29 protein-coding genes are annotated in these 25347 nt (G+C 49.0%); 10 read left to right on the top strand and 19 right to left on the bottom strand.

Translation table 11 applies throughout. The annotated features are described in order from the left end of the window. Positions 1 to 197 precede the first annotated feature (197 nt). The 5 genes from NST99_RS06030 to NST99_RS06010 form a co-directional block, all read right to left on the bottom strand. Positions 198 to 755 (bottom strand): TetR/AcrR family transcriptional regulator, encoded by a 558-nt coding sequence (locus NST99_RS06030; protein ID WP_341097573.1) that lies wholly within the window; start codon positions 753 to 755, stop codon positions 198 to 200. Between the two features lie 217 nt (positions 756 to 972). Beyond that, the gene (locus tag NST99_RS06025; RefSeq protein WP_038586937.1) at positions 973 to 1323 is read right to left on the bottom strand and encodes a type II toxin-antitoxin system PemK/MazF family toxin; all 351 of its coding nucleotides are present in this window, start codon (positions 1321 to 1323) and stop codon (positions 973 to 975) included. A 3-nt stretch (positions 1324 to 1326) separates the two neighbouring features. Continuing rightward, a complete protein-coding gene (locus NST99_RS06020) occupies positions 1327 to 1608 on the bottom strand; it encodes a CopG family ribbon-helix-helix protein (protein WP_076111276.1) in 282 nt (93 codons plus the stop codon). A gap of 212 nt (positions 1609 to 1820) precedes the next feature. Continuing rightward, positions 1821 to 3002, bottom strand: a complete 1182-nt coding sequence (gene alr, locus NST99_RS06015) for an alanine racemase (RefSeq protein WP_341090340.1) — start codon at positions 3000 to 3002, stop codon at positions 1821 to 1823. A gap of 228 nt (positions 3003 to 3230) precedes the next feature. After that, positions 3231 to 4316: an outer membrane lipoprotein-sorting protein gene (locus NST99_RS06010; protein WP_341090338.1), complete on the bottom strand. Its 1086-nt coding sequence runs from the start codon at positions 4314 to 4316 to the stop codon at positions 3231 to 3233. A gap of 191 nt (positions 4317 to 4507) precedes the next feature. Between NST99_RS06010 and NST99_RS06005 the strand changes: the two genes are divergently transcribed. After that, positions 4508 to 5383, top strand: coding sequence for a GNAT family N-acetyltransferase (locus NST99_RS06005; protein ID WP_341090335.1), 876 nt, complete (start codon positions 4508 to 4510; stop codon positions 5381 to 5383). A 48-nt stretch (positions 5384 to 5431) separates the two neighbouring features. Here NST99_RS06005 and NST99_RS06000 read toward each other — a convergent pair whose 3' ends face one another. The 5 genes from NST99_RS06000 to NST99_RS05980 all read right to left on the bottom strand — a co-directional run bounded on the left by NST99_RS06000 (position 5432) and on the right by NST99_RS05980 (position 10772). Beyond that, entirely contained in the window at positions 5432 to 6085 is a 654-nt protein-coding gene (locus NST99_RS06000) for a M48 family metallopeptidase (protein WP_341097572.1), read from the bottom strand. 185 nt (positions 6086 to 6270) lie between these two features. Continuing rightward, positions 6271 to 7113 carry a methyl-accepting chemotaxis protein gene (locus NST99_RS05995; protein WP_341090332.1) on the bottom strand — a complete coding sequence of 281 codons (843 nt, stop codon included), beginning with the start codon at positions 7111 to 7113 and terminating at the stop codon, positions 6271 to 6273. Between the two features lie 210 nt (positions 7114 to 7323). Then, on the bottom strand, positions 7324 to 9021 hold the full coding sequence (locus NST99_RS05990; RefSeq protein WP_341090329.1) for a methyl-accepting chemotaxis protein: 1698 nt from the start codon (positions 9019 to 9021) through the stop codon (positions 7324 to 7326). Continuing rightward, on the bottom strand, positions 9018 to 10331 hold the full coding sequence (locus NST99_RS05985; protein WP_341090327.1) for an ABC transporter substrate-binding protein: 1314 nt from the start codon (positions 10329 to 10331) through the stop codon (positions 9018 to 9020). The genes NST99_RS05990 and NST99_RS05985 overlap by 4 nt, the downstream gene beginning before the upstream one ends. Before the next feature lie 276 nt (positions 10332 to 10607). Further along, on the bottom strand, positions 10608 to 10772 hold the full coding sequence (locus NST99_RS05980) for a hypothetical protein (RefSeq protein ID WP_341090324.1): 165 nt from the start codon (positions 10770 to 10772) through the stop codon (positions 10608 to 10610). A 198-nt stretch (positions 10773 to 10970) separates the two neighbouring features. On the opposite strand from NST99_RS05980, the gene NST99_RS05975 reads away from it, so the two are divergent. The 6 genes from NST99_RS05975 to NST99_RS05950 all read left to right on the top strand — a co-directional run bounded on the left by NST99_RS05975 (position 10971) and on the right by NST99_RS05950 (position 15531). Then, positions 10971 to 11159: a hypothetical protein gene (locus tag NST99_RS05975; RefSeq protein WP_076111252.1), complete on the top strand. Its 189-nt coding sequence runs from the start codon at positions 10971 to 10973 to the stop codon at positions 11157 to 11159. Between the two features lie 156 nt (positions 11160 to 11315). Beyond that, positions 11316 to 12227, top strand: coding sequence for a helix-turn-helix transcriptional regulator (locus NST99_RS05970; protein WP_341090321.1), 912 nt, complete (start codon positions 11316 to 11318; stop codon positions 12225 to 12227). Continuing rightward, positions 12214 to 13206 carry a hypothetical protein gene (locus NST99_RS05965; protein WP_341090320.1) on the top strand — a complete coding sequence of 331 codons (993 nt, stop codon included), beginning with the start codon at positions 12214 to 12216 and terminating at the stop codon, positions 13204 to 13206. Before NST99_RS05970 ends, NST99_RS05965 begins: the two co-directional genes overlap by 14 nt. Before the next feature lie 53 nt (positions 13207 to 13259). Beyond that, a complete protein-coding gene (locus tag NST99_RS05960; protein ID WP_341090319.1) occupies positions 13260 to 14228 on the top strand; it encodes a hypothetical protein in 969 nt (322 codons plus the stop codon). Positions 14229 to 14304: 76 nt separating this feature from the next. Further along, positions 14305 to 14724, top strand: coding sequence for a MarR family winged helix-turn-helix transcriptional regulator (locus NST99_RS05955; protein WP_341090317.1), 420 nt, complete (start codon positions 14305 to 14307; stop codon positions 14722 to 14724). Positions 14725 to 14862: 138 nt separating this feature from the next. After that, positions 14863 to 15531: a hypothetical protein gene (locus tag NST99_RS05950; RefSeq protein WP_341090316.1), complete on the top strand. Its 669-nt coding sequence runs from the start codon at positions 14863 to 14865 to the stop codon at positions 15529 to 15531. Between the two features lie 110 nt (positions 15532 to 15641). Here NST99_RS05950 and NST99_RS05945 read toward each other — a convergent pair whose 3' ends face one another. From NST99_RS05945 to NST99_RS05930, 4 genes are all read right to left on the bottom strand, one after another. Continuing rightward, entirely contained in the window at positions 15642 to 16106 is a 465-nt protein-coding gene (locus NST99_RS05945; RefSeq protein WP_341090314.1) for a GNAT family N-acetyltransferase, read from the bottom strand. Between the two features lie 394 nt (positions 16107 to 16500). Further along, positions 16501 to 17457: an AraC family transcriptional regulator gene (locus tag NST99_RS05940; RefSeq protein ID WP_341090312.1), complete on the bottom strand. Its 957-nt coding sequence runs from the start codon at positions 17455 to 17457 to the stop codon at positions 16501 to 16503. A 58-nt stretch (positions 17458 to 17515) separates the two neighbouring features. Then, positions 17516 to 18484 (bottom strand): DUF4367 domain-containing protein, encoded by a 969-nt coding sequence (locus NST99_RS05935; protein ID WP_341090311.1) that lies wholly within the window; start codon positions 18482 to 18484, stop codon positions 17516 to 17518. Then, positions 18481 to 19047 (bottom strand): sigma-70 family RNA polymerase sigma factor, encoded by a 567-nt coding sequence (locus NST99_RS05930; protein ID WP_341090310.1) that lies wholly within the window; start codon positions 19045 to 19047, stop codon positions 18481 to 18483. Before NST99_RS05930 ends, NST99_RS05935 begins: the two co-directional genes overlap by 4 nt. Before the next feature lie 171 nt (positions 19048 to 19218). Between NST99_RS05930 and NST99_RS05925 the strand changes: the two genes are divergently transcribed. Next, entirely contained in the window at positions 19219 to 19509 is a 291-nt protein-coding gene (locus NST99_RS05925) for a hypothetical protein (protein WP_341090307.1), read from the top strand. Positions 19510 to 19545: 36 nt separating this feature from the next. Here NST99_RS05925 and NST99_RS05920 read toward each other — a convergent pair whose 3' ends face one another. Both NST99_RS05920 and NST99_RS05915 read right to left on the bottom strand, forming a co-directional pair. Next, a complete protein-coding gene (locus NST99_RS05920; protein WP_081965701.1) occupies positions 19546 to 19707 on the bottom strand; it encodes an aspartyl-phosphate phosphatase Spo0E family protein in 162 nt (53 codons plus the stop codon). A gap of 228 nt (positions 19708 to 19935) precedes the next feature. Then, positions 19936 to 20352 (bottom strand): MarR family winged helix-turn-helix transcriptional regulator, encoded by a 417-nt coding sequence (locus tag NST99_RS05915; RefSeq protein WP_341090305.1) that lies wholly within the window; start codon positions 20350 to 20352, stop codon positions 19936 to 19938. 270 nt (positions 20353 to 20622) lie between these two features. On the opposite strand from NST99_RS05915, the gene NST99_RS05910 reads away from it, so the two are divergent. After that, entirely contained in the window at positions 20623 to 21756 is a 1134-nt protein-coding gene (locus NST99_RS05910; protein ID WP_341090303.1) for a stalk domain-containing protein, read from the top strand. Between the two features lie 53 nt (positions 21757 to 21809). After that, a complete protein-coding gene (locus NST99_RS05905; protein ID WP_341090300.1) occupies positions 21810 to 22589 on the top strand; it encodes a TatD family hydrolase in 780 nt (259 codons plus the stop codon). A 61-nt stretch (positions 22590 to 22650) separates the two neighbouring features. Here the strand turns inward: NST99_RS05905 and NST99_RS05900 are convergent, their stop codons facing one another. From NST99_RS05900 to NST99_RS05890, 3 genes are all read right to left on the bottom strand, one after another. Continuing rightward, a complete protein-coding gene (locus NST99_RS05900) occupies positions 22651 to 23220 on the bottom strand; it encodes a histidine phosphatase family protein (protein ID WP_341090299.1) in 570 nt (189 codons plus the stop codon). Between the two features lie 497 nt (positions 23221 to 23717). Continuing rightward, the gene (locus NST99_RS05895) at positions 23718 to 24029 is read right to left on the bottom strand and encodes a hypothetical protein (protein ID WP_341090297.1); all 312 of its coding nucleotides are present in this window, start codon (positions 24027 to 24029) and stop codon (positions 23718 to 23720) included. A gap of 1 nt (position 24030) precedes the next feature. Then, complete coding sequence (locus NST99_RS05890; protein ID WP_341090295.1) at positions 24031 to 25305, bottom strand: MFS transporter; 1275 nt, start codon at positions 25303 to 25305, stop codon at positions 24031 to 24033. Between the last annotated feature and the right edge of the window lie 42 nt (positions 25306 to 25347).

Here is a 25347-nt window from a genome sequence, read left to right as displayed (position 1 = left end):
TCCGGTCTAATTAAGGGTAAATAAAAAACGTCTTCTCAAACTAATTTTCCGGCCCAACCCTGCAATAAAATAATTGCCTTACAGCTTGCTCTATCTGCGCTTCAGAGAAGCCTCTATTCTGGTACCCTCGACTAACCGTACACTGCGTATAGCTTCTCTGCAGTGTGCTGTCTTCACAGCATGCTTAGTCTCTATGCCTATCCGGTACGTATCCCCTGCAGCAGCAGCCGTATGGCATCCCGGTAATATTCCATGATATCCTCCGGCGTGTTGGCCAGAACTGTAATCTCGCTGACTCTGCTGATTCCCTCCAGCAAGCCGCTTACAATGATTACGTAATTGTCCAGATTGCCCTTGACCAGATACCCCGTGTCCATACCCTCCTGCAGCAGATTGCGGCAGGCTTGTGACGCCGATTCGTAGAGCCGGGAGAGACGCTGTTGAACCTCTTCTGAATGAGGCCGGGATCTGGCGTATTCCTCAAGCGCGCGGATCAGCGGATTCTGAAAATCATTCGCATAATGCTCGCCTAATGCATAGAAACGTTCCTCGATGCCGTTAATTCCGCTCCGTTTCTGCTCCCAATCGCTGAGCCACTGCTCGGTATCGTCTTCTACTACATATAGAAACAGTTCATCTTTACTCGGAAAATGGTGATATAAACTCCCTTTGCTCACCTTGGCCGCCGTACAGACTTCGTTCATGGTCACCGCTGCAAAACCTTTCTGAACAAATAACTGTGTTGCCTTTAGCACTATCCGCTTTTTCGTTTCTTCTCCGTCAGAACGTCCTTTAATTCCGACCACCTCCTTAACCCGACCGTCCGGTCCAATTGTAGCACAGCTATTGTTTAAAGTGAATACATTTAAGCCACAGGTTCGTATATAGTTTCCATACAATTAAAAAGGCACGCCGGATTATACACCGGACGTGCCTCCATTACACATTCTATACTATGTAGCCCTGCCTGATTTAGAAATCTATCAGGCCCAGACTGATTTGCAGCGAATCATCCACTTTCTTCATTGTATCATCGTCAAGGTGGGTGATCTTATCGGTCAAGCGTTGTTTGTCAATTGTCCGAACCTGCTCAAGGAGAATGACGGAATCCCGGTCAAAGCCGTGGGCTGCCGCATCAATTTCCACGTGCGTCGGCAGTTTGGCCTTCTGGATCTGGGCAGTGATGGCCGCCACAATCACCGTCGGGCTGAAACGGTTGCCAATATCGTTCTGAATAATCAGTACCGGCCGTACTCCGCCTTGTTCTGAACCTACAACAGGCGAAAGGTCGGCAAAAAAAACGTCGCCGCGTTTAACGATCAATATCTACACCCCGCTTACTAAGCGGCCAAGAGTACTGTCTGCATCTTCCTCAGCGAGAAAGGCCTCGCATGCCATCGTCAAATTGATCTTGGCCATTTCCATATAGCCCCGCTGCATAGACTCACGAATGGTGCGTTTCCTCCGTTCGCTTAAATACAGCTTCATGGCCTGCCTAATCAATTCACTCCGGTTAGAGTTCTCCAATTGAGCGATCCCATCCACTTCCTGTAAGAGATGATCGGGCAAGCTGATCATAATTCTTTTGGTGTTCTGCAAATTGGCCACCTTCTCTTCCACCCCCACAAACCTTCTGCCCTTGTGTTTCAGTGTTACAATATACAAGGAATTTTATACAAGGAATATATGCAACCAGTATATCAAGTATGCTGCATCCCATTATAAACTAGAAATGGCGGTTCGTATAGACCATAAGTCACATAGGTCTTTACGGTTCAGCTTCCTTTATCGATTCCTGTAAAAGTTACACAGTAAGAACATCAAGCCTGCAGCAGGGGATTCACCAGGTTCGGAGCAGCACCTTCACGCACATATACGCGGGGCACCCGGTGGGCCAGCATACAGATTACCTCGTAGTGAATCGTTCCCATATGGAGTGCCAGTTCGTCTGCCGTGATGGACACGCCAGCCTGGCTTCCGATGAGTACAACCTCTTCGCCAGCTTTGATTTGTTCCGCTTCTTCAGCGAAAGATTTGAGCGATACCATACACTGGTCCATGCAGATCGTTCCGACGACAGGAACGCGACGTCCACGTATTAGCACCTCCGCTTTGCCTGTCAGCATGCGGGAATATCCGTCTGCGTACCCCACAGGCAGCGTAGCAATGATCTCTTCGCTGTCTGTGAAGTAACGGGTGCCGTAGCTGATGCCCCAATCGGGCGGCAGGGTTTTTACATAAACTGCCTGCGTCTTCAGCGTCATTACCGGGTGTAAAGCCACCTTTGTACGGCTTACCTCAGTCGATGGATAAAAACCGTACAAGCTTATGCCCACACGCACCATGTTACTGGATAGAAGAGGTGTATCAATGGCCGTAGCGCTATTGCCCGTATGTATGATCGGGATTTCAATCTCTCTGTCCCGAAGCGTTTCCGCCACGCTCATGAACCGCCGGTACTGCATCAGTGTATAGCTTTTGTTTTCTTCGTCTGCCTTGGCAAAATGGGTAAACATACCCTCCAGCTCCGCCTGCGCTACAGAATGCACTTCAGCGATGAAATCGGGCGCGTCAGCCGGCAGCAATCCCAGCCTTCCCATCCCGCTGTCAATCTTGATATGCACCTTCAGCCGGTGCTCCGGATCTATAGGAAGCCTTCTTATTGCCTCCAGTACATCCGGTGTGAACAGTGTTACGGTTATATTGTACTCCCAGGCAACGGCTATTCCTTCCGGTGAGGTGTAGCCGAGCACCAGAATAGGAATTAGTATTCCCGCCTGACGCAGCTCCAATGCCTCATCCAAAAAAGCTACACTAACATAATCCGCTCCGAGTCGTTCAAGCTCCCGCGTCACTTCCACTGCTCCATGGCCGTACGCATTTCCTTTGACGCATCCCATAAATTTAGTCTCCGGCAGCAAGGCCGCACGAAAGGCTTCGTAATTGGCACGCAGATCATCCAGATTAATCTCGGCTACTGTAGGTCGATAGCATACTTGCACTTCAGGGTCACCTTCTTACATTGTAGTAAAACAGCTCTGTGATTGTTGTATGGAACCACTAGTCTTACTGCCAATGGTAATGCTAATGGAAGGCGGCTGTCAATGTAAGTACAGCTATCTTGCTGATTGGTCCTCCAAAGGGGCGGTTAACGGCAGAAATAAGTAAAAAGCGGATACGGCTTGTAGAGGAAATGGCTCCCACAATGCGCAGTATCCGCCTACTGAATATTACTTACCCGATTGTTCCGCCATAGAAGCGGCAATTTGCATCATTTCGGTCGCCGGAAGGTTCGCGCTGGTAATGCGGAATTCCACGCCGTCGTTCATCCAGGTCAGAGTCAGCTGTTCATCGCCGCTCAGAAGCCCTGCGGTAAAGCCAAGATCGATTACCTTTCCAGGAACCAGCGATACAGTATGATCCAGCGGACGGCTTTCCATAATCGTATACTGGTAAATTCCGTCATAGCGGAGCAGAGCCGAATGATCTTTGCTGTCCTCGATTTTGTTGCTGTCCTTAAATTCTACACCGGCAGGAATATAAGCCGGTTCAATGATGCCGAAATCGCCAAGCTCCGCAGCAACCGGCTGATCTGCCTGTTCCTTGTCCTCCGGTGCAGCCACCGGATTGCCGTTCTCGTCAACCTCAGCCACCGTGCTTTCGGAAGGAGTACCGCTCGCCATATTTTTTTGCATATCAAAAGAATCCTTATTGAGCTCAGGACTAAACTTGAAGCTGTCGAACTTCACATCGACCACAACCTTGGCCTCGGAGTCGGAGACCTGCACCTGTTTTGGTTCATAGGTCTTTTTGGTCAGCCATATTTTTTGGCGCACCAGTGCGCTGCTCTGGTAATTTGCCGCGACTTCAAACACATAGTTGTCTCCATCCACCGTAAACTGCCGGTTGTTGTCAGAGACAATGCTGTTGAGCAGTGTCTGGTACAAATATACCTGACCTTGGCTATCCGGCCAATCGCTCTGGAAGCGGAAGCTTTTGCCCAGACTCGGTGTCAGCACGAACACCCCTTCATCATTGCGCAGAACAATCTGCGTTACATCCTTCTGCACATTGGAGAGGCTAATCCGGTAGTAGGAAGGATTTTTGTACCAGACCTCCACCTTGTACTCCTGTGGCTGTTCGCCGGTGTACAGGGTCATCGTGCCGGCACCCTGGTAGGCCCCCTGCTTGCTCTCCAGCTTGTCAGACACATTGTTCAAATCCTTGACTACGGAAGCGGCATCCTTCTTCCCGCACCCCGCGAGCACCAGGGCCACGCTCATTATGATCGCGAGTACCCATGTTATCCGGCGCATGACATCATCCCCTTAACCTGTTTTGAATGCATTGATTAGTACATGTCTATGAGGGACAACTCCGCAATATGCAGACGGGCATGACAAGCATGACAAGAGGTTCGAATTATCCGTATGGACGATTCAACAAAGGAACTGGCAGCGGACGTGCAGAATTGTTTAGGCAACGCTTATTGAAAGGGGTACAAGTTATGCAGGGATTTATTTTCAAGAAAGATTACAGAGAAAATGAGGTGCTCCGAAAGAGCCTGTCCGGGCTTGCCGCCAGCAGCTTTGGAATAAGCTTCGAACAGTGGTATCAGGAAGGGTTCTGGAGTGAGCGGTATATTCCATTTTCTTATATCGAGGATGAGCAGGTGATTGCGAATGTTTCAGTAAATGTGCTGGACTTGATCATGGACGGCCACCAGAAAAAGGCGATCCAGATCGGAACTGTAATGACGCATCCGGATTACCGGCATAAGGGCTTGTCTGCCAGTCTAATGAATAAGGTGCTGGAGGAGTATACGAATCAGGTTGATTTTATGTACCTTTTTGCCAATGATACGGTGCTCGATTTCTATCCGAGGTTTGGATTTATTCCGGCGCAGGAACAGCTCTTCTCTATTGACTATACTTCAGGCAGCACCGACTCCGTGGGGATCCGGAAATTAGACGGGACTGAGCCGGATGATCTAAACTTTATCCGCACATTCGCAGCGCAGCGATTGCCGGTATCCCGTCGTTTTGGAACAGACGGAACGCTAGGGCTGCTAATGTTCTACTGCCTAAACGTCTTCAGTGACGACCTCTATTACCTGGAGAACGAGGACGTATTAGCCATTTGCAAGCAGGAAGGCAAGGAGCTGAACATTTTCGACATTGTGTTTACGAAAGCCATTGATATTCAAGCTGTTTTGGCTAAGCTGGCCAGCAGTGAAACTGAAAAAATAGTTTTTCATTTCACTCCCGATTACATAGGGATTGAAGCGGAAAGCACGCCTTACCCGGGCGGCTTATTTGTGAGAACCTGCGGCAACTCTTCATTTCCGGCCCACATGAAGCATCCAGCTACGTCTATCGCCTAGAAACCGGAAGTTAGGGCAAGTCAGCCGCAACCCCGGGATCTGCTATGCTTAGAGAGTCATGAATTGCCCAAACCGGGCCAGGAACTCTTCCTTCTCTTTGTAATCCGGCATGACACTCCCGAGGCGGCGCCAAAATGACCGGTCATGATTCATATGCAGCAGATGGCATAGCTCATGGATAATCACATAATCAATAACCTGGGCGGGGGCCATCGCCAGGCGGTAATTAAACGTCAGTTTCTTGTCCGCGCTGCAGCTCCCCCACTTGGTTCTGGATTCAACGATTTCGATCGTCTTCGGTTTTACGCGGAGCTGATTCTGATAAACAGTAATCCGTTCCGCAACAATCTTCTTCAGGCTGGCAAAATAGAACTTTTTGAGTTCCAGCTTCAGCTTCTCCGCATCCCATTCACCGACATTAATCAATTCATGCAGCGGGTATTCCTTCCCAAGGTAAAGAAACTTCCCTTCCTCCTGATATTCCTTCGCCTTGGGTGCCTGCCGTGCCTCCCGGCCCTGGCGCAGCGTGTCCAGAATCCATTCGCCGTGCCGCTCCACCGCGCCCAAAATCAATTCGTCGCTTGTCCCCTTGGGGGCTTTTACCGTGATCAACCCAATTGCATCTATATGAAGGGAAATCTTCTTCCGCTTCGCGTACTGTACATGGATTTGAATCATTTCACCCTGTAACTGAATCTGCATAGCCACCATCGCTTCTATAAGTATTCTTTCCTCCACTGTAACATGTTTGCCAGCATAGCATACAGAGTTTCATAGTGCGCCTTTCTTCTCACACCACACATAAAAAAGAGTCCACCGGGGACTCTTCACACAAATATTTTATTCGGTACTCCTCATATCAAAGGGTATGAACAGGCAGGACCGGGTTAAATCAGACGGGCGATCTTTTCGATCTCCACTGCAGAAGCGGCTAACTGCTGCATGGACGCGGTGATTTGCTCCGTTGCCGCAGCCTGGCGCTCGCTCTGTGCCAGACAATCCAGCAGGGTTGCATCCATCAGGGTAATGTTCTTCTTGATCGCCTGCAGGATGCTGGCGATTTCTTTGGCAGAGGAGGCGCTGGAGACCGACATCTTTCGAATCTCCTGCGCTACTATCCCAAATCCCCGGCCATGCTCGGCGGCATGTGCAGCTTCGATTGCGGCGTTCAGGCCCAGCAGATTGGAGTTGTCCGCCACCTTTTTGATGAAATCCAAAATCTCATCCGTACTATGCAGCTCTTCGACAACCTTCTGGCCGAGCAGCTTAAGATCGCTTACGGTATTCGCCAAATCAGAAGCAGTTCCGGCTATCTCCCCGGAGGTGGAGCTTATCTCTTCAGAGGTTGTTGCCAGAGTATTGGCCGCATCGCTTAACGTTTCTTGATTGTGCAGGCTGATCCCAATGGTAAAAACACCGGTAACGTTCCCGTCTTGCCCCCGAATCGGCATGGACGAAGATTTGAAGGGCAATCCGTAGATTTCCTTCGGAATATTTGCACTAACCGTCTCGCCGGTGTCCAGCGATTTTCGGATCCCGCCATTCTGCGGAACCGGCATTCCCTCTTGAATGCGAATATCCAGCTCACTACCCGGCAGATAATAGATGAACTTGTCCGAATCGGCTAATGCGAACATGACATCCAGCGGAAACAAGCGCTGCACGAGCGGCAACGATATTCTCAAAGCATCCAGTAATTGTTCAATCTCCGTTTCACTTTGACTCTTCACGACACAACAGCTCCCAATACAGGATTTTAGATCATTATAGCACGAAGGAAAACGCACCCGACAAGGCATTTAGTCCTTGCTTTTGGGTTGGTCTGTTGCGTCTTTATCCTGCCATAATTAGATAAAACTATGAATCCAGGAAGAAACGTTACCCTCTTAATAGAGAGGGTAACGTTTCTTCGGGAAATTGGACTCTTAACGATACATTGATTAGACTGAAAACTTCGAAATACTTTCCTGAAGCTCTTGAGCAAGCTCGGACAGCATTCTTGAGGCCACTGCAATTTCCTCCACACTGGCCAACTGCTCTTGCGCCGAGGCGGATACATCATAGGTCCCCTCGGAGGAGGCCAACGTGATCCTGTTGATCTGCTCAAAGGCAACTACAAGCTCATGAGTTTCATGCGACATTTCTTGCGAAGCATCGGAGACGCCTCCAATCTGTTCATTAATTTCTTGTATGGAGGCTTCGATTTCGGCAAAGGATTGCCCGGCGGTTTGGACGGCATAAATGCCGGCCTCGACTTCCTTCTCCCCTTGACTGACCATTGTGAGAGTCCGGCTTGTCTCGGATTGAATCGAATGAATCACATCAGAGACGCGTTTCCCGGATTCTGCAGTCTTCTCCGCAAGCTTGCGCACCTCACTGGCTACTACAGCAAAACCCCGGCCATGCTCTCCTGCTCTCGCTGCTTCAATCGCCGCATTTAGCGACAGCAGGTTCGTCTGATTCGCTATATCCGTAATAATTGCAATGATTTCGCCGATTTCTCTGGAGCTTTCGGCCAAGGCGCTGACCACTCCTGAAACCTCACTTACATTTTTTGATACTGCCGATATTTGGTGAATTGCTGATTCAACCGCCTGAATCCCTTTGGTGGCCAGGTCGGATGCTACATCCACCGATTCCTTGACATGAATGGAACGCTCCGCAATTTGCGCGGCCTCTCCGTCCATCTTCTGAACAAGCGCAACACTGGCTTCGATACTGTTCACCTGCGTCTGCGCTCCTTCCGCTAATTTCTCCGTAATGGACGCAACATGCTCCGTAGCTTGTCCCGTTTGTTCTGCGCTGGCTGTCAGCTCTTCCGATGAGGCGGCAACATGCTCCGCATTTGTGCCCACTTCCCGGATCAGATCACGCAAGTGGTTACCCATGTCATTGAAGGCCTCAGCCAGTTGCCCAATCTCGTCCTTATTCTTGATCTCCACCAGAGTATTCCGCAGATCCCCTCCGGCAATTTGAACCGCCATCTTCTGGAGCTTCTGGATCGGGTTCGAGATCGCCCTGCTGATCAGAGCCGCGGCCAGAGTTCCCAGAAGCAAGGCTGCGCCTGTCAATGCAATGACCAGCTTCTTAGTAGCCGATACATCGCTGAAGGTTGTATTAGCTTCCAGCTCCAGTTCCTCCTCCTGAAGCTTAACAAACCGTTCTGCCGTACTGCTGAATTTACTTAGAACAGGTCCCTGCGTTTGCAGAATCTCCAGATAATCGCTGTTATTCCGCTTTTTACTGTCGATAACTTGCATCGCAGTACCGCTGTAATGCTCCTGCAGGAGATCGAGTCCGGCGAGGATTTGTTTGTCATCACGATCGGTAGTGAGTGATTTCAGCTGACCAAGAGCAGTGCGGAACTGATTCTTCGCTCCCTCAAAGTCAGCTACTCTGGCCTCATCTCCATCAATCAGGAAACTGCTGATGCTAGCCCTTTCCTGCTCCACTGCAATTCGCAAATCCTTAATCAGTTGAACCGATTCGGCTTTGTTCGTCAGCAGTTGTGTGTAGGTATCATTGACCTTGGAAAGGTAAAAGTAGCTGGTGAAGGCTACAACCAGCAGGAGGATCAGTATCAGACCGAACCCGCCGTATAATTTATTTTTAATCGTCATGTTTCTGAGTCTGCTCATTTCGCTGCCCCCTTATCTGTTGTGTCCAGAATTGAGGTGGCTTCTGCCCGATAACTCTTAGCTGCTTGTTCCGGGGTTATGCTGCCGTCCAGCACACGATCCAGGAGGATTTTATAGGCATTGTCAACAACCATGGAACTGCTTGGAGCAGGAGGATCGATTGGTGATGAATGAGTCTTGAGGTAGTCAAGCAGCTCGTACTGTTGTTTTCCCCCTTCTCCCAGCTTGCCGGAGAGCTGTGCAGCAATCACACTGGAAACAGGAACTCCCCGTTCTCCTTTCAGAATGTCATTGGCTGCCTCATTATTAATGAAAAAATTAATGAATTTGGCCGCTTCTTCCGGATATTTAGAATAGGACGACACTGCGAGGAACATGGAGGGTTTGATAAAGCGCCCTTCTTTGTCCCCGGCCTTCGGCAGCGGCAGCAGCTTGATGGTTCTTCCTGCCTTGCTGCTCAAGATTGTCGAAGCATTGCTGGAAACGGAGAAGAAGGCCGTCTTCCCGGTTATTACCGGATGATTCTCATCATTGCTGACTCCCTTAAATGAGCCTACCAACCCTTCATCTGTCCATTTTTTATAGAGAGTGAAATATTCCGCCAGATCTTTGTCATCATCATATCCAAGAGCCGTCCCCCCCGCATTGTACATGGATACGCCTCGGGTTCTCAGAAAATAGCCCGCAGCAAACATATTCCCCATCGGATAGAAATCAGGATCATCTATAGTTTCTTTTAGTTCTACAAGAGTCTTATACAGCTCATCTATTGTATAGTCCTGGGAAGGCACCTTAATGCCTGCCTCCTGAAGGAATGCCGGATCATAGATCAGAGCTTCTGAATTAATGCCGATATTAACCGCATATAATTCATCATTCTTCATGCCTGGAGCCAGGTACTCCGGGGGAACATCCGAAATGGAAAGACTCTTATTCTTAATATAAGGGCCAAGCGGTTCAATGAGATCCCGATTAATATAATTGAATATAAATCCATAATCCCCCTGAATAATATCAGGAGCCTTCTGATCCGCCGTATCCATAGCCAGACGAGAAGACAGTGCATCTGTACCCGAGAAATCCTCCGTCTCAATCTTGACGCCCGGGTGCTCCTTCATATAAAGATCAACTACCTTCTGCGTGTCCTCTTTGCGTTGCTCTTTCCCCCACCACACAAACTTCAGTGTAACCTCCTGAGCTGCTGTCTCTTCCTTGTTTCCGTCACCGGAGTTGCTGCAACCTACAATTCCTGTTAGGACCAGGAGAGCCCCACATACCTTCAATAACCCCCATACTTTGTTTCCCCTCATAAAAGCCACCGCCTATCTATCTAGTGATGTCGAATAAACAAAAAAAATGTAGCATTTTGTACATTCAACAACTGTTTTCTTTATCGGAAAGTGATTCTGCTTTATGAACAGACAAGTGGAAACGGCTTCGGCGCCCTCAAAAGGACGGTATCCGTTTCAGCGGGAAATAGAAGGATAAATTATAGCGTGAAGCATATAAATTCTCTTTTAACAAAAAAAAGCCCGCACTCTGCACGGACTCCTCATCTTAATATGTATCCAGTTTTGGGGACATCTTCATGAATCCTTTAACATGCCTATGATGATAAACGTAGAAATATAGAGCACAAACATAATGGCCAGCACGAGGCGCATCCGGCTTTTGTTCTTCACATATTTATTCAGCAAAAACATAATGACAGCTATTGCAGCAACGCTCAGAATCGTGATGATATTGTTCATCGCAAACCCTCCTTTTTAGTAGACTTTTCTGCTAAGTATATAGGGAAAATCAATTCATTAATATAAAAAAGAGCATAAATAATGTATTTTATTTCATTTATTTGGATCAGGATTTATAAGAGGTACGACATTTTATGTCGTACCTCTTGTTTTATACTACAAAGGTACCATTCAAACTGTGAAATGAGGTTCAAGATTATGCCGAAAACAAAACGGGGCCGCGTACTTTGGAACTTGCCGTCACGGGGCCGGGGGACATGCCCGATCTGTGAAACTACGCGCATTAAACTGCTCTATCCAAAAGTGAAGAGCGATGGAACCGGAATTAAGGTATGCAAGCGGTGCAGTAAAGCGCCGCAAGTCAAAGTTGATGCTATAACAGGCTAAGCGTATCCTTAGTCGGGGATGCCTCTCTCTTTTATGCGTATATGCATAAGACAGGTGCAGGCATCCTTGTTTCATTCCGCCGGGTTCCTTATACTCGAAATAAACAAACACAGGGCCAAGCTCTGATTCTCATAATCATGAAAGGGAGCCTCTTACTTGAGCCATATCCACCGTATTCAATGGTTCGACCAGCAGATTAAGGCGGGGCGTTATCCGAACAGCAATCATCTGGCCGGGCAGTTCGAAATCTCCAAGCGCCAGGCTCAGCGGGATATCGAATACATGGCCGCTTCTCTCCGGGCTCCGCTGCAATATGTAGCGAAGCAGCGCGGGTATTGCTATGAGGATGACAGCTTCATGCTTCCCTATCTCTATATGACCGATCGGGAAAAGCAGATTCTGAAATATTTGGCTTACCGGTACAGCCGCTATAATTACGAGAATGGAGCGGCAGTACGGCGGATTGGCAGCCTGCTGGAGCGGCTTACCGATGACCAGGAGCCGGGTGCAGAGGCACAGCTGCCGATTTTCACGGTAAATGTACATGTACTGCAGTATATTGAGCTGCTGGAGCATGCCATCAAAGAATGTATAGTTGTAAGAATTGTTCATGATGGGCAGGAGGGTGAACAGGAAATCTGCCCGTTGAAGCTTGTTAACCACTACGATGATGATCATGTCATTGCCAGAACGGCAGAACATAGTCCGCCCCAGCACTTCCGGCTATCCTCCATCCGCTCTTTGAAGCTGACTGAGCGGCGGTTCAATGGAGAAGCCGACGGCGGACTGCGGCAGGAACAGGTCCGAAAGCTCAAGCCTTTTACGGCACAGATCCGCCTGGCTGCTCCGCCCAAAGGAGAATCATGGCTCGGATTTCCGGTACATCTTATAGATAAAGACATTTACGAAGTGGATTTTTTCGATCCGGAGATGTTCGTCCAGCATCTGCTCACTACAGAATGGCTGCAAATACTGGCCCCCCAATGGCTGCAGGTCAAAATAAGCAGCAGATGCCAAGCGATGCTTGATTTGCTGAATCCACAGGAGAATCCAAGTGAACCTAAATAATATTCAGATGAAACGTGAATCGAAGTCTTTTACAGACGCCTTATATGCCATCCTGACAGCCGCACAGCGGTTTGAAGGACCAAAGTATATGCTCTCCGGGCTTAGCGGCATGGCCTTCAAATTCTCAGTGCACCGCAGGCTTCTGCCTATGTCGGTCACGGCCTACGGCCAGTGGGGAAATGAGCATGCACCTGCCATTGATAATCTGGGGATTCACACGGCCTATGACGGCGGACGCACAAGGCACAGCTCATTCGAAGTGTATCAGCAGGATGCCATCACTTGGATCAAACAAAGTATAGATGCCGGTGTTGGAGCATTGTACTGGATTCCGGAGTTCGGGGTAATTCACGGCTATGATGATGCAGACAGGGTATTTTATCTGCAGGACGGCTGGTCCGGGGAGAGCCAAGTGGTGTTGTATGACAATTTCGGCATCAACTTCACCTCCTTCTGGTACTGCCAGGTGTTCGGTAATCAGGTAGAGATCCCCTTGAAGGATGCGGTGCTCGAATCTCTTCGTCTGGCACTCTATGACTGGGAGACACCTTACAAAACATGGCCGGATAAGGAAATCGCCTCAGGCCGGCTCGCCTATCCATACCTGATTCAAGCCTTGAAGCTGGGAGACTTTGATTCTTCGGGTGCCGCATATATTCTGGATTCCTATGGATACGCACGAAGGGAGATCAGGGATTATTTGCAGGAAGTACACAAGCTGATCCCTGGACTGGATGAAGTTCATCACATATACAGTGAATTGGCAGACCTAATGACGGAAGAACTTGCAGTGTCTCTGCCTTCCTTTCATGGGACAGGGCAACTGGCTGAGCACCGTCAAGCCTCCTTATGTGCAGCACTGGCCAAAGCTGAGGCCCTCGAAAAACGCGCAATGGAACGGGTCCGGATTGTGTCAGAACGTTACCCTGACCGCAAACGTTCTATTGTACCCAGATGGGGCGCACATTCGGCAAGGTAATATTTTAGCGCCGCAGGCCATGAACAAGAACGGCGGAAAGAAGGAATTTATTCATGAGCAAGATCATTCTCCATTCCCTTCAATACCGCCTGGAATCGCATTCGTTTACAGATGCCCTTTACAGTGTTTTGGCAGAGAAAGGCTGGTTCACTTTGCCGAAATGTATGTTGTCCGGAATGACGGCTGCTTGTTTCCGCTTCTCCGTTCACAGGCAGCTCCATTCCGATTCGGCCACGGCCTACAATTGGATGGCGGAGCATCTTGTAGCTTGTGACCTGATTGGAGTAACCGCCTCCCAAATGGGCGGATTTAATTTCACGCCTACCTTTCCTCTCTACCAGCAGCAGGCCATCTCTGATATCAAAGCATGCATTGACCGCGGAACGGGCGCAGTGGTATGGAAAGACCGGTTTGTTATTGTGAACGGATACCATGAACAAAAGCAGGTATTTTATTATTTGGACGGGGTAGCGGAATCCTGCCAGGAACTCCCCTACTTAGAATTGGGGCGGAACCACTCGCCTTATGCCTACTATCAGGTCTACGAGAAGCAGATCGAGATAGATGTGCTGCAGGCCATTAAAGAATCATTCATACAAGCGGTCTTCAAAGCGGAAACCCATGACATCATGCTGCCGGAGTCCGGCTATGCATGCGGGCTTGCGGCTTATGATGCCATTGTAGAAGCACTTCGTTCCGGCCGCTATTATGCTGAAGGAGCCGCCGAAACATTCTTTGTCTACACTGCGGCCAAACAAGATGCGGCAAAGTATGCACAGGAAGTTCTGGCGTACTGGCCAGCTGCAAAAGAGATCGCCGCACATTATACCCGGCTGTCGGAAATATTCGAGGCGATCACACAGGTTGAGCTCCATACGCAACCTCTCCCGCCCTCCGGGTTAAAAAAACTAATAACCTTATTCGATGATGCCAAGGCAGCCGAAACCGCCGCCATTCAGTCGATCCGTCACTTGCTGCGTGAACCGATTGCCAACCGTTTTCACGATATTGGACTGCGCTGAGCAGAAGCAGGTATGCTTGACAACAAAGTTATAGCTTCTATATATTTTAAGAACTATAACAAATTGGAGCGTGCCTATGAGCGCAGAAGAAAAGAAAACATTAGCTATCCATCAGGTGATGGATAGAATGGCAGCCGTCCAGCATAAATCCCAAGCCTTCGTTGACAGAATTAACAGGCAGGAATCCTTGACCCAGAACCAAATTATGCTGTTGTTCCAACTGCGGCTTATGGGAAAGCTGAATATCACCGATATCTCTGAACGATTCGTCATTACGCCGGGAGCTGCTTCCTCCATGTGCGATAGATTGGAGGAGGCAGCTCTAATTGAACGGGTACGCACCAAGGAAGACCGCAGAGTGGTCAATATCATACTTACGGAGCAAGGGGAACGGCGGATTCTTGATCTGTTTGACCGTTTCGCTACCGCAGAGCTGGACAAGATTGCAGATACGCTCTCCAAAATTCAAATACTGATGGACGAAATTATTGAATAGCTCTCTTATCTGCACAAGCACCGCCTCAAGCAACTGAAAGGCGGTGCTTTTTGAGTGGATGATTATTTTATTGACTATATATTATTATATGTATATATTTTAATCATTAAAGTAAATTCGACAAAGGGGGCTCTACTCATGATACATCTGGACAAACACACTTCAGTAACAGATGCGTTGAATCATCCTCCGCTTAAAGTAAGAGGGTCTCTCATCCGCCGGGAGGATATCACCTCTGCCTGCGTAGATGTATTCGGTCACTTGAAAGCGCTGGGCAGGGTTACGACGGGACGGCTGAAAGTGTCTGGAGAATGCTCTATAACAGGTGCCTGTCTTACTGCAAAGGTAGAGAATTTCGGAAGCCTGCGTTTACATAGCCTGCAAGCCGAACATATCCGTTCCTCCGGATATTTCGCGGCATCGGAAGCAATCCATACGCTGACCTTTCTGGGGGAAGGCGCTGTGCGGGTGAACAGCCTTAGTGCGAAGGAATCCATTACGGTTCTGCTCGGTTCTTCCTGTACTGCGGATCAGATCAGAACGGACGGAACCCTGATAGTCAGGCGCTCCTCTCTGCTGCTTAAGCGCCTGATGGGACCGTTCCGCAAATTGACTGCCCGCTTGATTCAAGGGGGAGCCATTGAGCTGGAGTACACCACAGCCGAGCTAGTGTGCGGAGAGCAGATCCGGGTTGGACCCGGTTGCGATATTCAGGAAATCCGCTACAGCGGAAGTCTGCACGTTGACCCGAAATCGAAAGTGGGCAGAGCTGTGCATACGAACGGATCTGGAGGGCCAGTATCATGAGCAGCCGCATGGATTTCCGGCCCAATGCAGCTGCCTTCCTCGGCAAAGACTTCACCCTCCCCGATGCCTCCGAATCTGCCTAAGGTATGTGAAATCCTGAATCCTGGGGTTCATCTTTCATACTCAATAATGGTTTCTCCGCTTGAGCCATCCTGAATCTCTCCGATCCGGATGAACCCCAGCTTCTGATAGAGATATTGATTTCTGACTGCCCAAGAAGGCGTGTCTAATGTCCATTTCTGTGCTGAGGGATAAGTGTCAAACAGGAAGCGGAAGGCCTCCTGGCCGTAGCCTTTATTCTGGTAAACCGGATCCAGATAAATCCGGCCAAGATGACATTCCTCTCCGCCGGGAGCAGGAAAGACGATCATTCCGCCAATGATGGCATCATCGGCAAGCAGCTTGTAATAATGTCCCTTCTGCATCATCTCTGCCTGCCAGGCGCTGGAATCATATCCCGGTGGCCCGTCTTCTTCTTTATTTTGGAACTGCCGGGCGTCCTCGTTGAAGGTTTTCTTCTGTATTTCGGCTAAGGTCTTGGCGTCCTGCGGTTCGGCTAGTTGAATCGTAATCATATTGGCTCCTTTGAATAATTCATTTTATTAGTTTGGTTGTGAAAGAAGTAGCTCTGTACCGCTGCAAAAAAAGGGGCGGTGTTCCATTCCCTCGGTTACTGTATTCAACTTCTGAGTTTCAGAGGCTCAGCTGACTGGACGACACTCTTGGATTAAAGGGGAATATGCCCGGAATATTGCGGGAACAGTCTCTTCATTGCATTTTACAGGGAATTCCTCCCTATAAATTCCATCATAAACTCCACATACGACTGGATCCACAGAAATAGCGGGCAGCTTTCCCGTTCATTGCGAAAAAATGCTGATTACCTAAATATTAGCGGACGTTTTTCCCGGTACTTCTGTTGAACGCTTGCGGCTCTAAGTATCCAAACTTTGCGTTCAACATTTCTGATTACTCAATGGGAAAATAGAGATCCATCACCACAGATTCCCCGGTCTCCAGTACTTCCTCCAGCCAGTAACGCTCTTTGTCACAGGCTGCTTGGTATCCCCTGCTGTTCACCCAAACCGCGAGTTTCTTCCAGCCAAGGGGTATACGCTCAAAGGGATCAACAAAGGGCTCCGTAATCCGCAATATTGCGTACCTGCAGCCCTCCACATGCTTACACGTTATACCTTCAGCCAGTGCCGGAACAACCTGATTGAGTACAACCCAATATTCATACCCCCGCAGGCCTTCCTGCTGCTGCTCTTCAGACACAGGAACATCAAAACCAAACCTTCTTGTCCCGGCGCCGATTCCCGTCTTAGCTGACCACTCACTCATAAATGTGATGACCTCCGTCTCAGGATCCTTGCTGATTCTTACGCCGCTGGCGGTATTTATCGTGTGGAGACTGTCAATTCTGACCTCACTTAAATAATCCATTAGAATGCCTCCTGTACTGTCGTTTAAGCTTTCCTCTAACAATGGTTTGGGAGGGAGGGAGTAGTTAGCACTCCGGCATCTGCTTGGAATTTGGCCGAACTCCTGCAGAAATGCCCTGCTGAACGCACGCTCGGAGCTATATCCGTAATCCATGGCAATATCTAAAATCCTTCTTCCACGAATCAGCTCATTCATCGCATGGCAAAGCCGTCTCCTGCGGATATACTCCATTAAGGTGACATCCAGATGAATACTAAATAATCTGTGGAAATAAAATTTCGAGAATCCGGATACACGCGCACAATCCTCAATCGTAATCGGTCCTTGCAGATTCTCTTCAATGTAATCAATTGCTTTCTGCATATACTCCGTATACCCCAAGCCGTTCACATCCTCGTTGCAACGATTACCTTCATTATAATCACCCGGCAAACGGACAACCGGACATTTATTGCTAAGTCCATTTATAGCAAGAAGCATATAAGCTCTATATTTAAACAAAAAGATCCCCCGTTAAGGAGAACTCCTGTTCCGCTGCTCAGCGGATTGATTCAGCAATCCGCATGATTTCTTCGCGGTCTAAACCTTGGGTGCTCAAGCTGTATAATACGCCGTCTGCTTCCCAATCCAAGCTTTTGCTATTCATTAACACTGCGTCGATCCCGTTCACCTTCACCTGCTCGATCTTGCCGTCGGTCGACATCTCATAGGCCGTTTCATGATCAGCATAAGACTGCTGCATCCAGAACTTTATGCCTTTCTTCTCACTGGTGAAGATCAAGTCGGCATATTTGCTGCTGATCCCGTCCTTTCCCGTGTAAAGCTCTCCGTGGTCAAAGGCAATCCCTTCAGGTAAATATTCAGGCAGCTTCACTTCAAAGGCAGCGTATTTATTCAGCTCTGCAAGTGTCTTGACGCTGAAAATACCTGCGGCTTTTTCCTTATCCAGCACATCCTGCTCCTGCTGTGTAACAGGTTTGCCGTCTACAAAATCCACAATCGGCTCGCCGTCCGCCGTAAAGATCTGCCCCCTCTCTATCTCCTGGTCAAAGGATACTACCGGATGGCCGTCCTTATCATAAATCTTGCCTTTCATCTCTTCCGGAATTTCAGGGATCTGGTCCGGATCCATCTCATTCGCAATGATATGTCCCAGATTAATCGTCTGAAGCACCCGGCTCAGAACCTCCTGGGCAAAGGATGGCTTGACCACAGCTCCGCTTACCGCAAATGCTACAAGCAGCGAAGCCGCAATCATTACCAGCCGTTTGAAGCTGCGGGAAGGGCTCCTTCTGGAACCGGCCTGCACTTTGCCGGTCCGGCTTCTAACCTTGGACCAAACTGCCTGCTGATCCGTATTGCGGCTGAAATCATGTTCGGCCAACACTTGTCCAAGCTCAAGCAGCTCACGGTATTCCCCGGATCCCTTCCATTCACCAGAGCCTGCTTTGTGAACACCGTTATCCATATCCCTCGCAAAACGTTGCGCGCTATCCTTGTTTTTCACAGTTCATCGACACTCCCTATTTCAGATTTGAGTTTTCTCATACTCCGGTAGAGAATCACGCCTACATTACTCTCGGAAATCCCTGTGAGCAGAGCGATCTCTTTATTTTTCAAACCGGCACCGAATTTAAGCGCTACGACATTCCGCTCCTTGACAGCCAGCTTGTCCAGCGCATGATTCAGCCTCGTATTTCGTTCTTCCTCCAGCAGCAAATCCTCGGGGGCTTTTTTGCCGGACACCAGTTCCATAACTGTATCCAGTGAGAACAGACGGGTTCTCTTCCGGCTTCTGTAATAATCGTTCACAACATTTCTGGCGATGGCAAACAGCCACACCTCAAAGGGCGCTTTCTCACCGGAAAAGCTGTCCAGCTTAGACAACGTTTTCTCAAATACCAGGCTCGTCAGATCCTCAGCCGTATAACGGCAGCTGACCCTGTAAGCTATATAGTTATATATCCGCTTATAGTAGGTTTCAAAAATCGTTGTAAACTGCTGGTCTGTCTCTGTATTTTCCTGCATTCTTTCTAGAATAAAAGGCTGTAACAATGCGCGCTCTTGCATCCCTTAAGCTCTCCCTTCCTGCAAAATTTCACTTGGCCAAGTAATTTACTCCAGCTAATACGTGTGTACGCGCAGTTTCATTACAGGATTAGGAAATTTTTACGAACGAATCTTTCATGGTACAATTAACCAAATCTATGATGGATTTGCTAAAATGGAGGATTTGAAATTATGGTAATTGTATTTGCAGCGTTACTGTTAATAGCTGCTCTAGTTGCAGCGTATCGTGTCAGCAGCGGGAAATCCAGAAAGAGAAAATTAATCATTTGGGGGATCACCCTCATGGTTCCTGTCTCTCCCTTGGCATCATGGATGATTTCTTTGCTCTATGCGGACTTTGTTGCACATGATGGATTTGCAGGGATTGCACTGCTGCTGCTGTTGCTTCCGCTTTTTTGCCTGGCCGGATTAATCGTTCTGCTTACAGGGATTTTTCACAAAAAAGAAACGGGCACTGTGTAGTTCCCAGCGGACCGTTTCTTTTCCAATAACTATTAATTATACATTATTATCTAATTTAGTATATTTATTGATCAACTCATCCAATAACATAGATTGTTTAATTACACTCGGGTGCAGCAGGCCAAACTGCTGTTCCATCTGATTTAGTCTGGCCCGCTCCACTTCAATCTGTTTCTGGATGACTTCTATCTCGTTCATTAGCACTACCTCCCGTAAATATTCTAGGGGTTTATGTCAAAATATAGGTGAAGTTGTACAATGCATCAACGTATAAAAAAACGCCGCTTGCGGTTTAGTTCCCGTTAAGCGGCGGTAAAAAGTCGACAAATATAAATTTCAGAGGCGGAAACGGAATTACCGTAAACAGACCGAGGCGGTACAAGAGTAACTATTCTTGTACCGCCTCGGTCCGGTTCCAGCCATGCTTCACAGTTTAATTTTTTCTAATAAGCCGAGTAGCAGCTGCTTCTCTTCCGGTGCGAAGTCCTCATAGACCGCTGCCAGCAGCGACTCCGATACGGCTTCAAATATCGGCTGAAGCTCCCGGCCTTTCGCCGTAAGAGACAATCGAAAGATCCTCCCATCTCTTTGATCCTGCTCCCGCTGGACGTATTCCATGCGCACCAGTTTATCCACCAAAGCTGTAATTGTAGACTTGTCCTTATCAATGTAGCAAGATAACTGATGCATCGTTATGTATTCCTGGACAAACAGCTGGTATAGAATATCTCCATGCGAGGGGGCGATACCTTGAAGATTGTGTTTTTTCAATTCCCTTTCGATGAACTTATTGCCACGCCGGTGAATGCGGCCAATGACCGCGAGTACATTATTTCCATTCATAATCCCATGTTAATTTTAAGCAAAATATGTGTCAAGCCTTTCCCCGTAAAGCCGCACTTCCCGGCGTAGATTTCTTCAATATTCCGCTTCCAGCCGGTGAATTCCTGTCGATCGGGTTGTGATTATGGGTACCTTCACTACGTTGGCCGCTGGCACCTGACCCATTCGTAACAGCCTTGTTGTTGCTTTGTTAACAGATCGTGATCTGAAAGCAGGCGTTTTAATATATAATAAAATAGACTGGAACTTTTATACTCTGGAGGTTAACCCATGAAAAAATTATTCGGCGCTGCCGCGATCGCCCTGTTTATTGCAGGATGTACGGCTGCGTCTCCTATAGATACTGCTCACGCCGCTTCTCCCTTACTCCTTGCTGTGGATGGACAGCCTGCCCTCACACCTCTTCATCCCTTCCATTCCGGAGGAATCTTGTATGTACCCGCAAGAGTCTTGCTCGAATATTATCCCTGCCAATTGATCTGGGACAATGTCCGTAAACAACTGACCCTTAGCGATATCAGCTCCAATACAGTCCTTACACCCGGCAGCTCAGCCATACAAATCACCTATACACAAACAGACGGCAGTAATGAAGAAATGCAAGAAGGACCTGTCATCGTAAAGGACGGACATAATTATATCCCCGCTGATACATTGTATGATCTTACCGGAGCTGAAAGTAAGCTTGAGACCACAGGGAATACAGTATCCATTGTGCCCGGAAGTGTCAGCACGACGGTTCGGGTTCCCAAGGAACCTCTTGCCGTTGCAGCGAACAACTCCAAGATCAAGCTATATACCGCACTTAAGAACGGCGACACTTATAAAGGATTCATACTTGAAGTGAATGGCCGGAAACAAACCTTCAATTGGTCAGCTCCAAGAATCTACAACTCTCCGCCCGAGCTTCACTATGCCGATGTCGATAACGACGGGAAGCCGGAAGCAATCGTCATTCTGACGCGGGGTACCGGAACCGGAATTGTTGCGCAGGAGGTCCATGTCGTAAAGCCTGAACTGTGGAAAGAGCTATCTCTCCCAGCAGCAGATAAGGCAGCTGCCACTGCCGTTACCTCCAGTCTGGCCATCCATCAAAAGGATGTACTGATCCGCCTTGAGGTCAAAGGAGCAGAACCGTCCAAGCTAACACTGCGGCTTCCCGGCCGTGCAACGGATAATGGTTTGGATTATTTCGGCAAGGAGGCAGGAATCGGCGCTGTTACCTATTACCAAGTGGAGGGCGGCAAACTAAAGGCAGAGACCAGTGTAATGGTCGGAATGCAGGAAAGTATAGGAACACTCATGCTGGAGTACAAGGCAGGCGGGAAGGGAATGGAACTGGGTTCAATCAAATTTGAGCCCGATGCTGCCATCAAGCCGAACATGGAGCCTAAGCAGGGGTAATCGAACAAAATCAGGAGTCTGCCGGAGACAACAGAAGGAGGTTCAAGAAACCAATGATAGATGCCCATATCCATCTAGAGCAATATAATGACACTGAGCTGGAGTCCATGTTGCTTGAGCTGCCGGGACTCGACATCGAATCGCTGATCGCAGTCTCGATGAACCTGGATTCCTGCATCCGCACGCAGAAAATCGCCGCATTATATCCAGTCCAGGTAAAACCGGCCTATGGCTTCCACCCCGAGCAGCCGCTGCCACAGGAACCCGAGCTTTACGCACTGCTGGACTGGATTGAACGCCATGCCGGTGAAATGACTGCCTTAGGCGAAATCGGATTACCCTACTATACACGGGCAGAAGCGCTGGAGCGGGGCGAAGCCTTTGAGATGGAGCCGTATATCAGGCTGCTGGATACCCTGCTTGGCCTTGCTGCCCGCCTGAACAAGCCCGTTGTACTGCATGCCGTATACGAGGATGCTCTGACCGCTTGCGATCTTCTGGAGAAGCACGGCATTACCCGCGCGCACTTTCATTGGTTCAAAGGACCGGAAGAAGCTATTGTCCGCATGATCGAACGCGGATATCATATTTCCTTCACTCCGGATATTCTCTATGAACCGGAGATCCGCGACCTCGCCCTCCGCTACCCGCCGAAGCTGGTAATGGCGGAGACAGATGGACCTTGGCCCTTCGAAGGTCCTTTTGCCGGGAAGCCCACCCATCCGGCCATGATTCGTGAAGTTGCAGCCGCCTGGGGGGCACTGCATGGTTATTCCGCCTCCCAGGCGGCGGCCATGCTGACTGCGAATACGGCGAGGTTCTATGATTTCTAGATAGAGACGCGCTGCCGCCGGGGAAGAAGGATGTGTAATTGCCGGCAAGTCAGAGCTAGCCCTACAGCGGGATTCTCTCTACACCTGACAATTTCTCACCGGTGAATTCCATCCGGTAAATATCCGGCTTCGTAGTCTGCATCAGAAATTCCAGTCCATAGTCATCGGAGAAATACCCCATCATTAAGGCCATCACCAGACCATGGGTGCCGATGACTATGTTTTCACCCGGGTGCTTCCGCAGGATATCCTTAAGGACTTGGACCGCCCGATCTCGGCATTCATTATTAGACTCTCCGCCCGGTAAGGCAAAATCCGCGTCTGCATACATCTTCCTTAGGGCTGGATACAATTCATCTTGTGGCAACGGGCGGTTGCCTTCCATCCAGATTTTTTCTTTTAGCGCTTCATCGGGAACAATCTCCTGGCCCAGTTCTTCTGCTAAATGTGCTATCGTCTGTACCGCACGGACATAAGGACTGCTGTAAAATGCATGAATCCCTTCACTCCGTAATTTTGCCGTCACCCGACGGGCATCTGCTTCACCTTTGGGAGATAACCCGCGTTCTCTCTCATCTCCTCCGGTTTTGGGAGACTCTCCGTGCCGTACCATGTAAATGAAAGTACTCATTTCAATTAATCCTCCTGAAATTGTATTGCCGGCTTTGAATTCCTTCAATAACTGCAACTGCCTACAAGCCTGCGGTTGAAGCATATGCTTCTCCTAACAATTTCTCCGGGAGGATTCCATGTCCTCCTGCAACAAGAAAAATAGACCAACCAATGGTTTCTGGCTGACCTAAAACTACCAAAGAGCCACGCAGGCTTGTTGGATGTTTAAGTTGATTATGCAAGTCCTACATGGAAAGCCCTAAGTGGGAAGCCCTAAGTGTACTTTGTACAGTTATATCAGGGATATTTGCACATATGGGAGAGTTAATTGTATTCTGTACAGCTAAAAGTCGGCTATCCACCGAATTTCGGGCAATCAGCTAATTTTAGCTGTACGAAATACAATTAAAAGTAAAATCAGGCCCTGGGGAGTCACTTTAGCTGTACGAAATACAACTATAAATCTGCCACCCGGCAAATGAGGCAACGTGAGAGGTCCAGCTTACCAAAACACAACTAAATAACTCCAGGCCCTGCTGCCCTACACCCAATTCGTCCGCTGAACCAGTTAACTACGCCGTCACGCCATTTAGAGCCACTTCCACTTCTATTGAGCACACTTCTATACAGCACACTAAGATCCAGCATACTCCTGTCCAGCACACTTCTGTCCAGCACACCTCTGTCCAGCACACTTCTATCCAGCACACTAATATCCAACACACCTCTGTCCAGCACACTAATATCCAGCACACTAATATCCAGCACACTAATATCCAGCACACTTCTATCCAGCATACTAATATCCAGCACACTTCTGTCCAGCACACTAGCTGACCTGTTCTACAGAACTTACTCTCTCCCGCTTTGCAACTGGCCAAAGCACACGTCCCAACACTATACCGGTCAGACCCAGAACAGCTTGGATGATGCCGAAGTTGACGAAGATTTGACCAGGACCGGCAAGTTCGACCAGCAGACCTCCCAGCAGCGGGGCAACAATCATCACGGCACCGAGGATCGTGCTCTGAATACCGAATACCCGGCCTGTCATATGTGGAGGCGTTTCTTTCTGCAGGCTATAATTAAAGGCTACAATAAACATTCCGTTCCCGATGCCCAGTACAAATCCCAGCAGCAGCACCCAGATTACAGAAGCTCCAGGCTGGAGCAGTCCCAGGCCGAGAACTGAGCCGCCGATCAGCACATAACCGGTGCCAAGTCTCCAGCCATACCCCGTTCCCAGCTTCAGCTTGTTCATGACGAGGATGATGAGCACAGCCCCCACACCGGAAGCGGCAACCATCCAGCCCAGCAGGGATTCATTGGCCGGCGAAATCATCCGGAACAAGCTGGTAAATTGAAAATCAATCATCTGGATCGCCAATGCCCCCGTAAGTCCGAACAGCATCGTATTCAGCAGCACTCGGCTGTGCAGCATAAAGCTCCAGCCTTCCTTCCACATGGTGCGAAGCGGAACCCGTTCCTCTGGTGACTCGGGAACAGGATTTGCCTCTCCCGCAGAAATGTTTCTTACCGAAAGCAGCAGCAGGTAGGAGCAGACACGAAAAATGGCATTCAGTAAAATGCACCACTGCGGCGTGAGTACTGACAAGGCTAATCCGCCCAGCAGCGGGCCGGCAATTTTGGAGCCTTGATTTACAATGCCGTTAAGCGAGGTCGCCTGAAGCAGCTGGTCCTCCCTGACAATACTGCGGGTCATAGACTGCTGTGCAGGCACATTCAGTGTAGAAACTGCTGCGCGCAGCGACAGCAAAGGCAGCAGCCAGACCATATCGGGAGCGAATAATACCAGCACGGTCAGAACCGCGGTGAGCAGATCGCATAACCGCATCAGCTTCAGCTTGTTCATCCGGTCGGCGGCCACCCCGGCCACGGAGCCGAGCAATAGGCTCGGCAGTGCTATGGCTACCGGAATCAGCGCCAGCATCAGCGGGCTGGCCTGCCAGCGGTAGCCGACAAGCACTTGAATGGCCAGTGTATCGAACCAATCGCCAAAGGTTGCCGTGGCGAAGGCGCTGTATACACGCATGAATACTTTGTTATGCAGCAGGCTGGTTCCCTGTTTAGTTGAAGCCTCCATCTGTCATTCCTCCAGGTCACATTTAGAATCTTAGAATTGTGT

Source organism: Paenibacillus sp. FSL L8-0470 (genome assembly GCF_038008625.1).
Lineage (GTDB): Bacteria > Bacillota > Bacilli > Paenibacillales > Paenibacillaceae > Paenibacillus_AQ.
Note: the sequence above shows the minus strand (reverse complement) of the source record. Positions and strands in the feature narration are given on the sequence as shown.

Coding starts and splice junctions, on each gene's coding strand:
- NST99_RS05975 (WP_076111252.1), top strand. CDS start 10,971: ATGCCGAAAACAAAACGGGGCCGCGTACTTTGGAACTTGCCGTCACGG.
- NST99_RS05955 (WP_341090317.1), top strand. CDS start 14,305: ATGAGCGCAGAAGAAAAGAAAACATTAGCTATCCATCAGGTGATGGAT.
- NST99_RS05930 (WP_341090310.1), bottom strand. CDS start 19,047: ATGCAAGAGCGCGCATTGTTACAGCCTTTTATTCTAGAAAGAATGCAG.
- NST99_RS05925 (WP_341090307.1), top strand. CDS start 19,219: ATGGTAATTGTATTTGCAGCGTTACTGTTAATAGCTGCTCTAGTTGCA.
- NST99_RS06000 (WP_341097572.1), bottom strand. CDS start 6,085: ATGCAGATTCAGTTACAGGGTGAAATGATTCAAATCCATGTACAGTAC.
- NST99_RS06010 (WP_341090338.1), bottom strand. CDS start 4,316: ATGCGCCGGATAACATGGGTACTCGCGATCATAATGAGCGTGGCCCTG.
- NST99_RS06005 (WP_341090335.1), top strand. CDS start 4,508: ATGCAGGGATTTATTTTCAAGAAAGATTACAGAGAAAATGAGGTGCTC.
- NST99_RS05915 (WP_341090305.1), bottom strand. CDS start 20,352: ATGAATGGAAATAATGTACTCGCGGTCATTGGCCGCATTCACCGGCGT.
- NST99_RS05950 (WP_341090316.1), top strand. CDS start 14,863: ATGATACATCTGGACAAACACACTTCAGTAACAGATGCGTTGAATCAT.
- NST99_RS05960 (WP_341090319.1), top strand. CDS start 13,260: ATGAGCAAGATCATTCTCCATTCCCTTCAATACCGCCTGGAATCGCAT.
- NST99_RS05900 (WP_341090299.1), bottom strand. CDS start 23,220: ATGAGTACTTTCATTTACATGGTACGGCACGGAGAGTCTCCCAAAACC.
- NST99_RS05945 (WP_341090314.1), bottom strand. CDS start 16,106: ATGATTACGATTCAACTAGCCGAACCGCAGGACGCCAAGACCTTAGCC.
- NST99_RS05940 (WP_341090312.1), bottom strand. CDS start 17,457: ATGCTTCTTGCTATAAATGGACTTAGCAATAAATGTCCGGTTGTCCGT.
- NST99_RS05990 (WP_341090329.1), bottom strand. CDS start 9,021: ATGAGCAGACTCAGAAACATGACGATTAAAAATAAATTATACGGCGGG.
- NST99_RS05910 (WP_341090303.1), top strand. CDS start 20,623: ATGAAAAAATTATTCGGCGCTGCCGCGATCGCCCTGTTTATTGCAGGA.
- NST99_RS05920 (WP_081965701.1), bottom strand. CDS start 19,707: ATGAACGAGATAGAAGTCATCCAGAAACAGATTGAAGTGGAGCGGGCC.
- NST99_RS05890 (WP_341090295.1), bottom strand. CDS start 25,305: ATGGAGGCTTCAACTAAACAGGGAACCAGCCTGCTGCATAACAAAGTA.
- NST99_RS05980 (WP_341090324.1), bottom strand. CDS start 10,772: ATGAACAATATCATCACGATTCTGAGCGTTGCTGCAATAGCTGTCATT.
- NST99_RS05985 (WP_341090327.1), bottom strand. CDS start 10,331: ATGAGGGGAAACAAAGTATGGGGGTTATTGAAGGTATGTGGGGCTCTC.
- NST99_RS05905 (WP_341090300.1), top strand. CDS start 21,810: ATGATAGATGCCCATATCCATCTAGAGCAATATAATGACACTGAGCTG.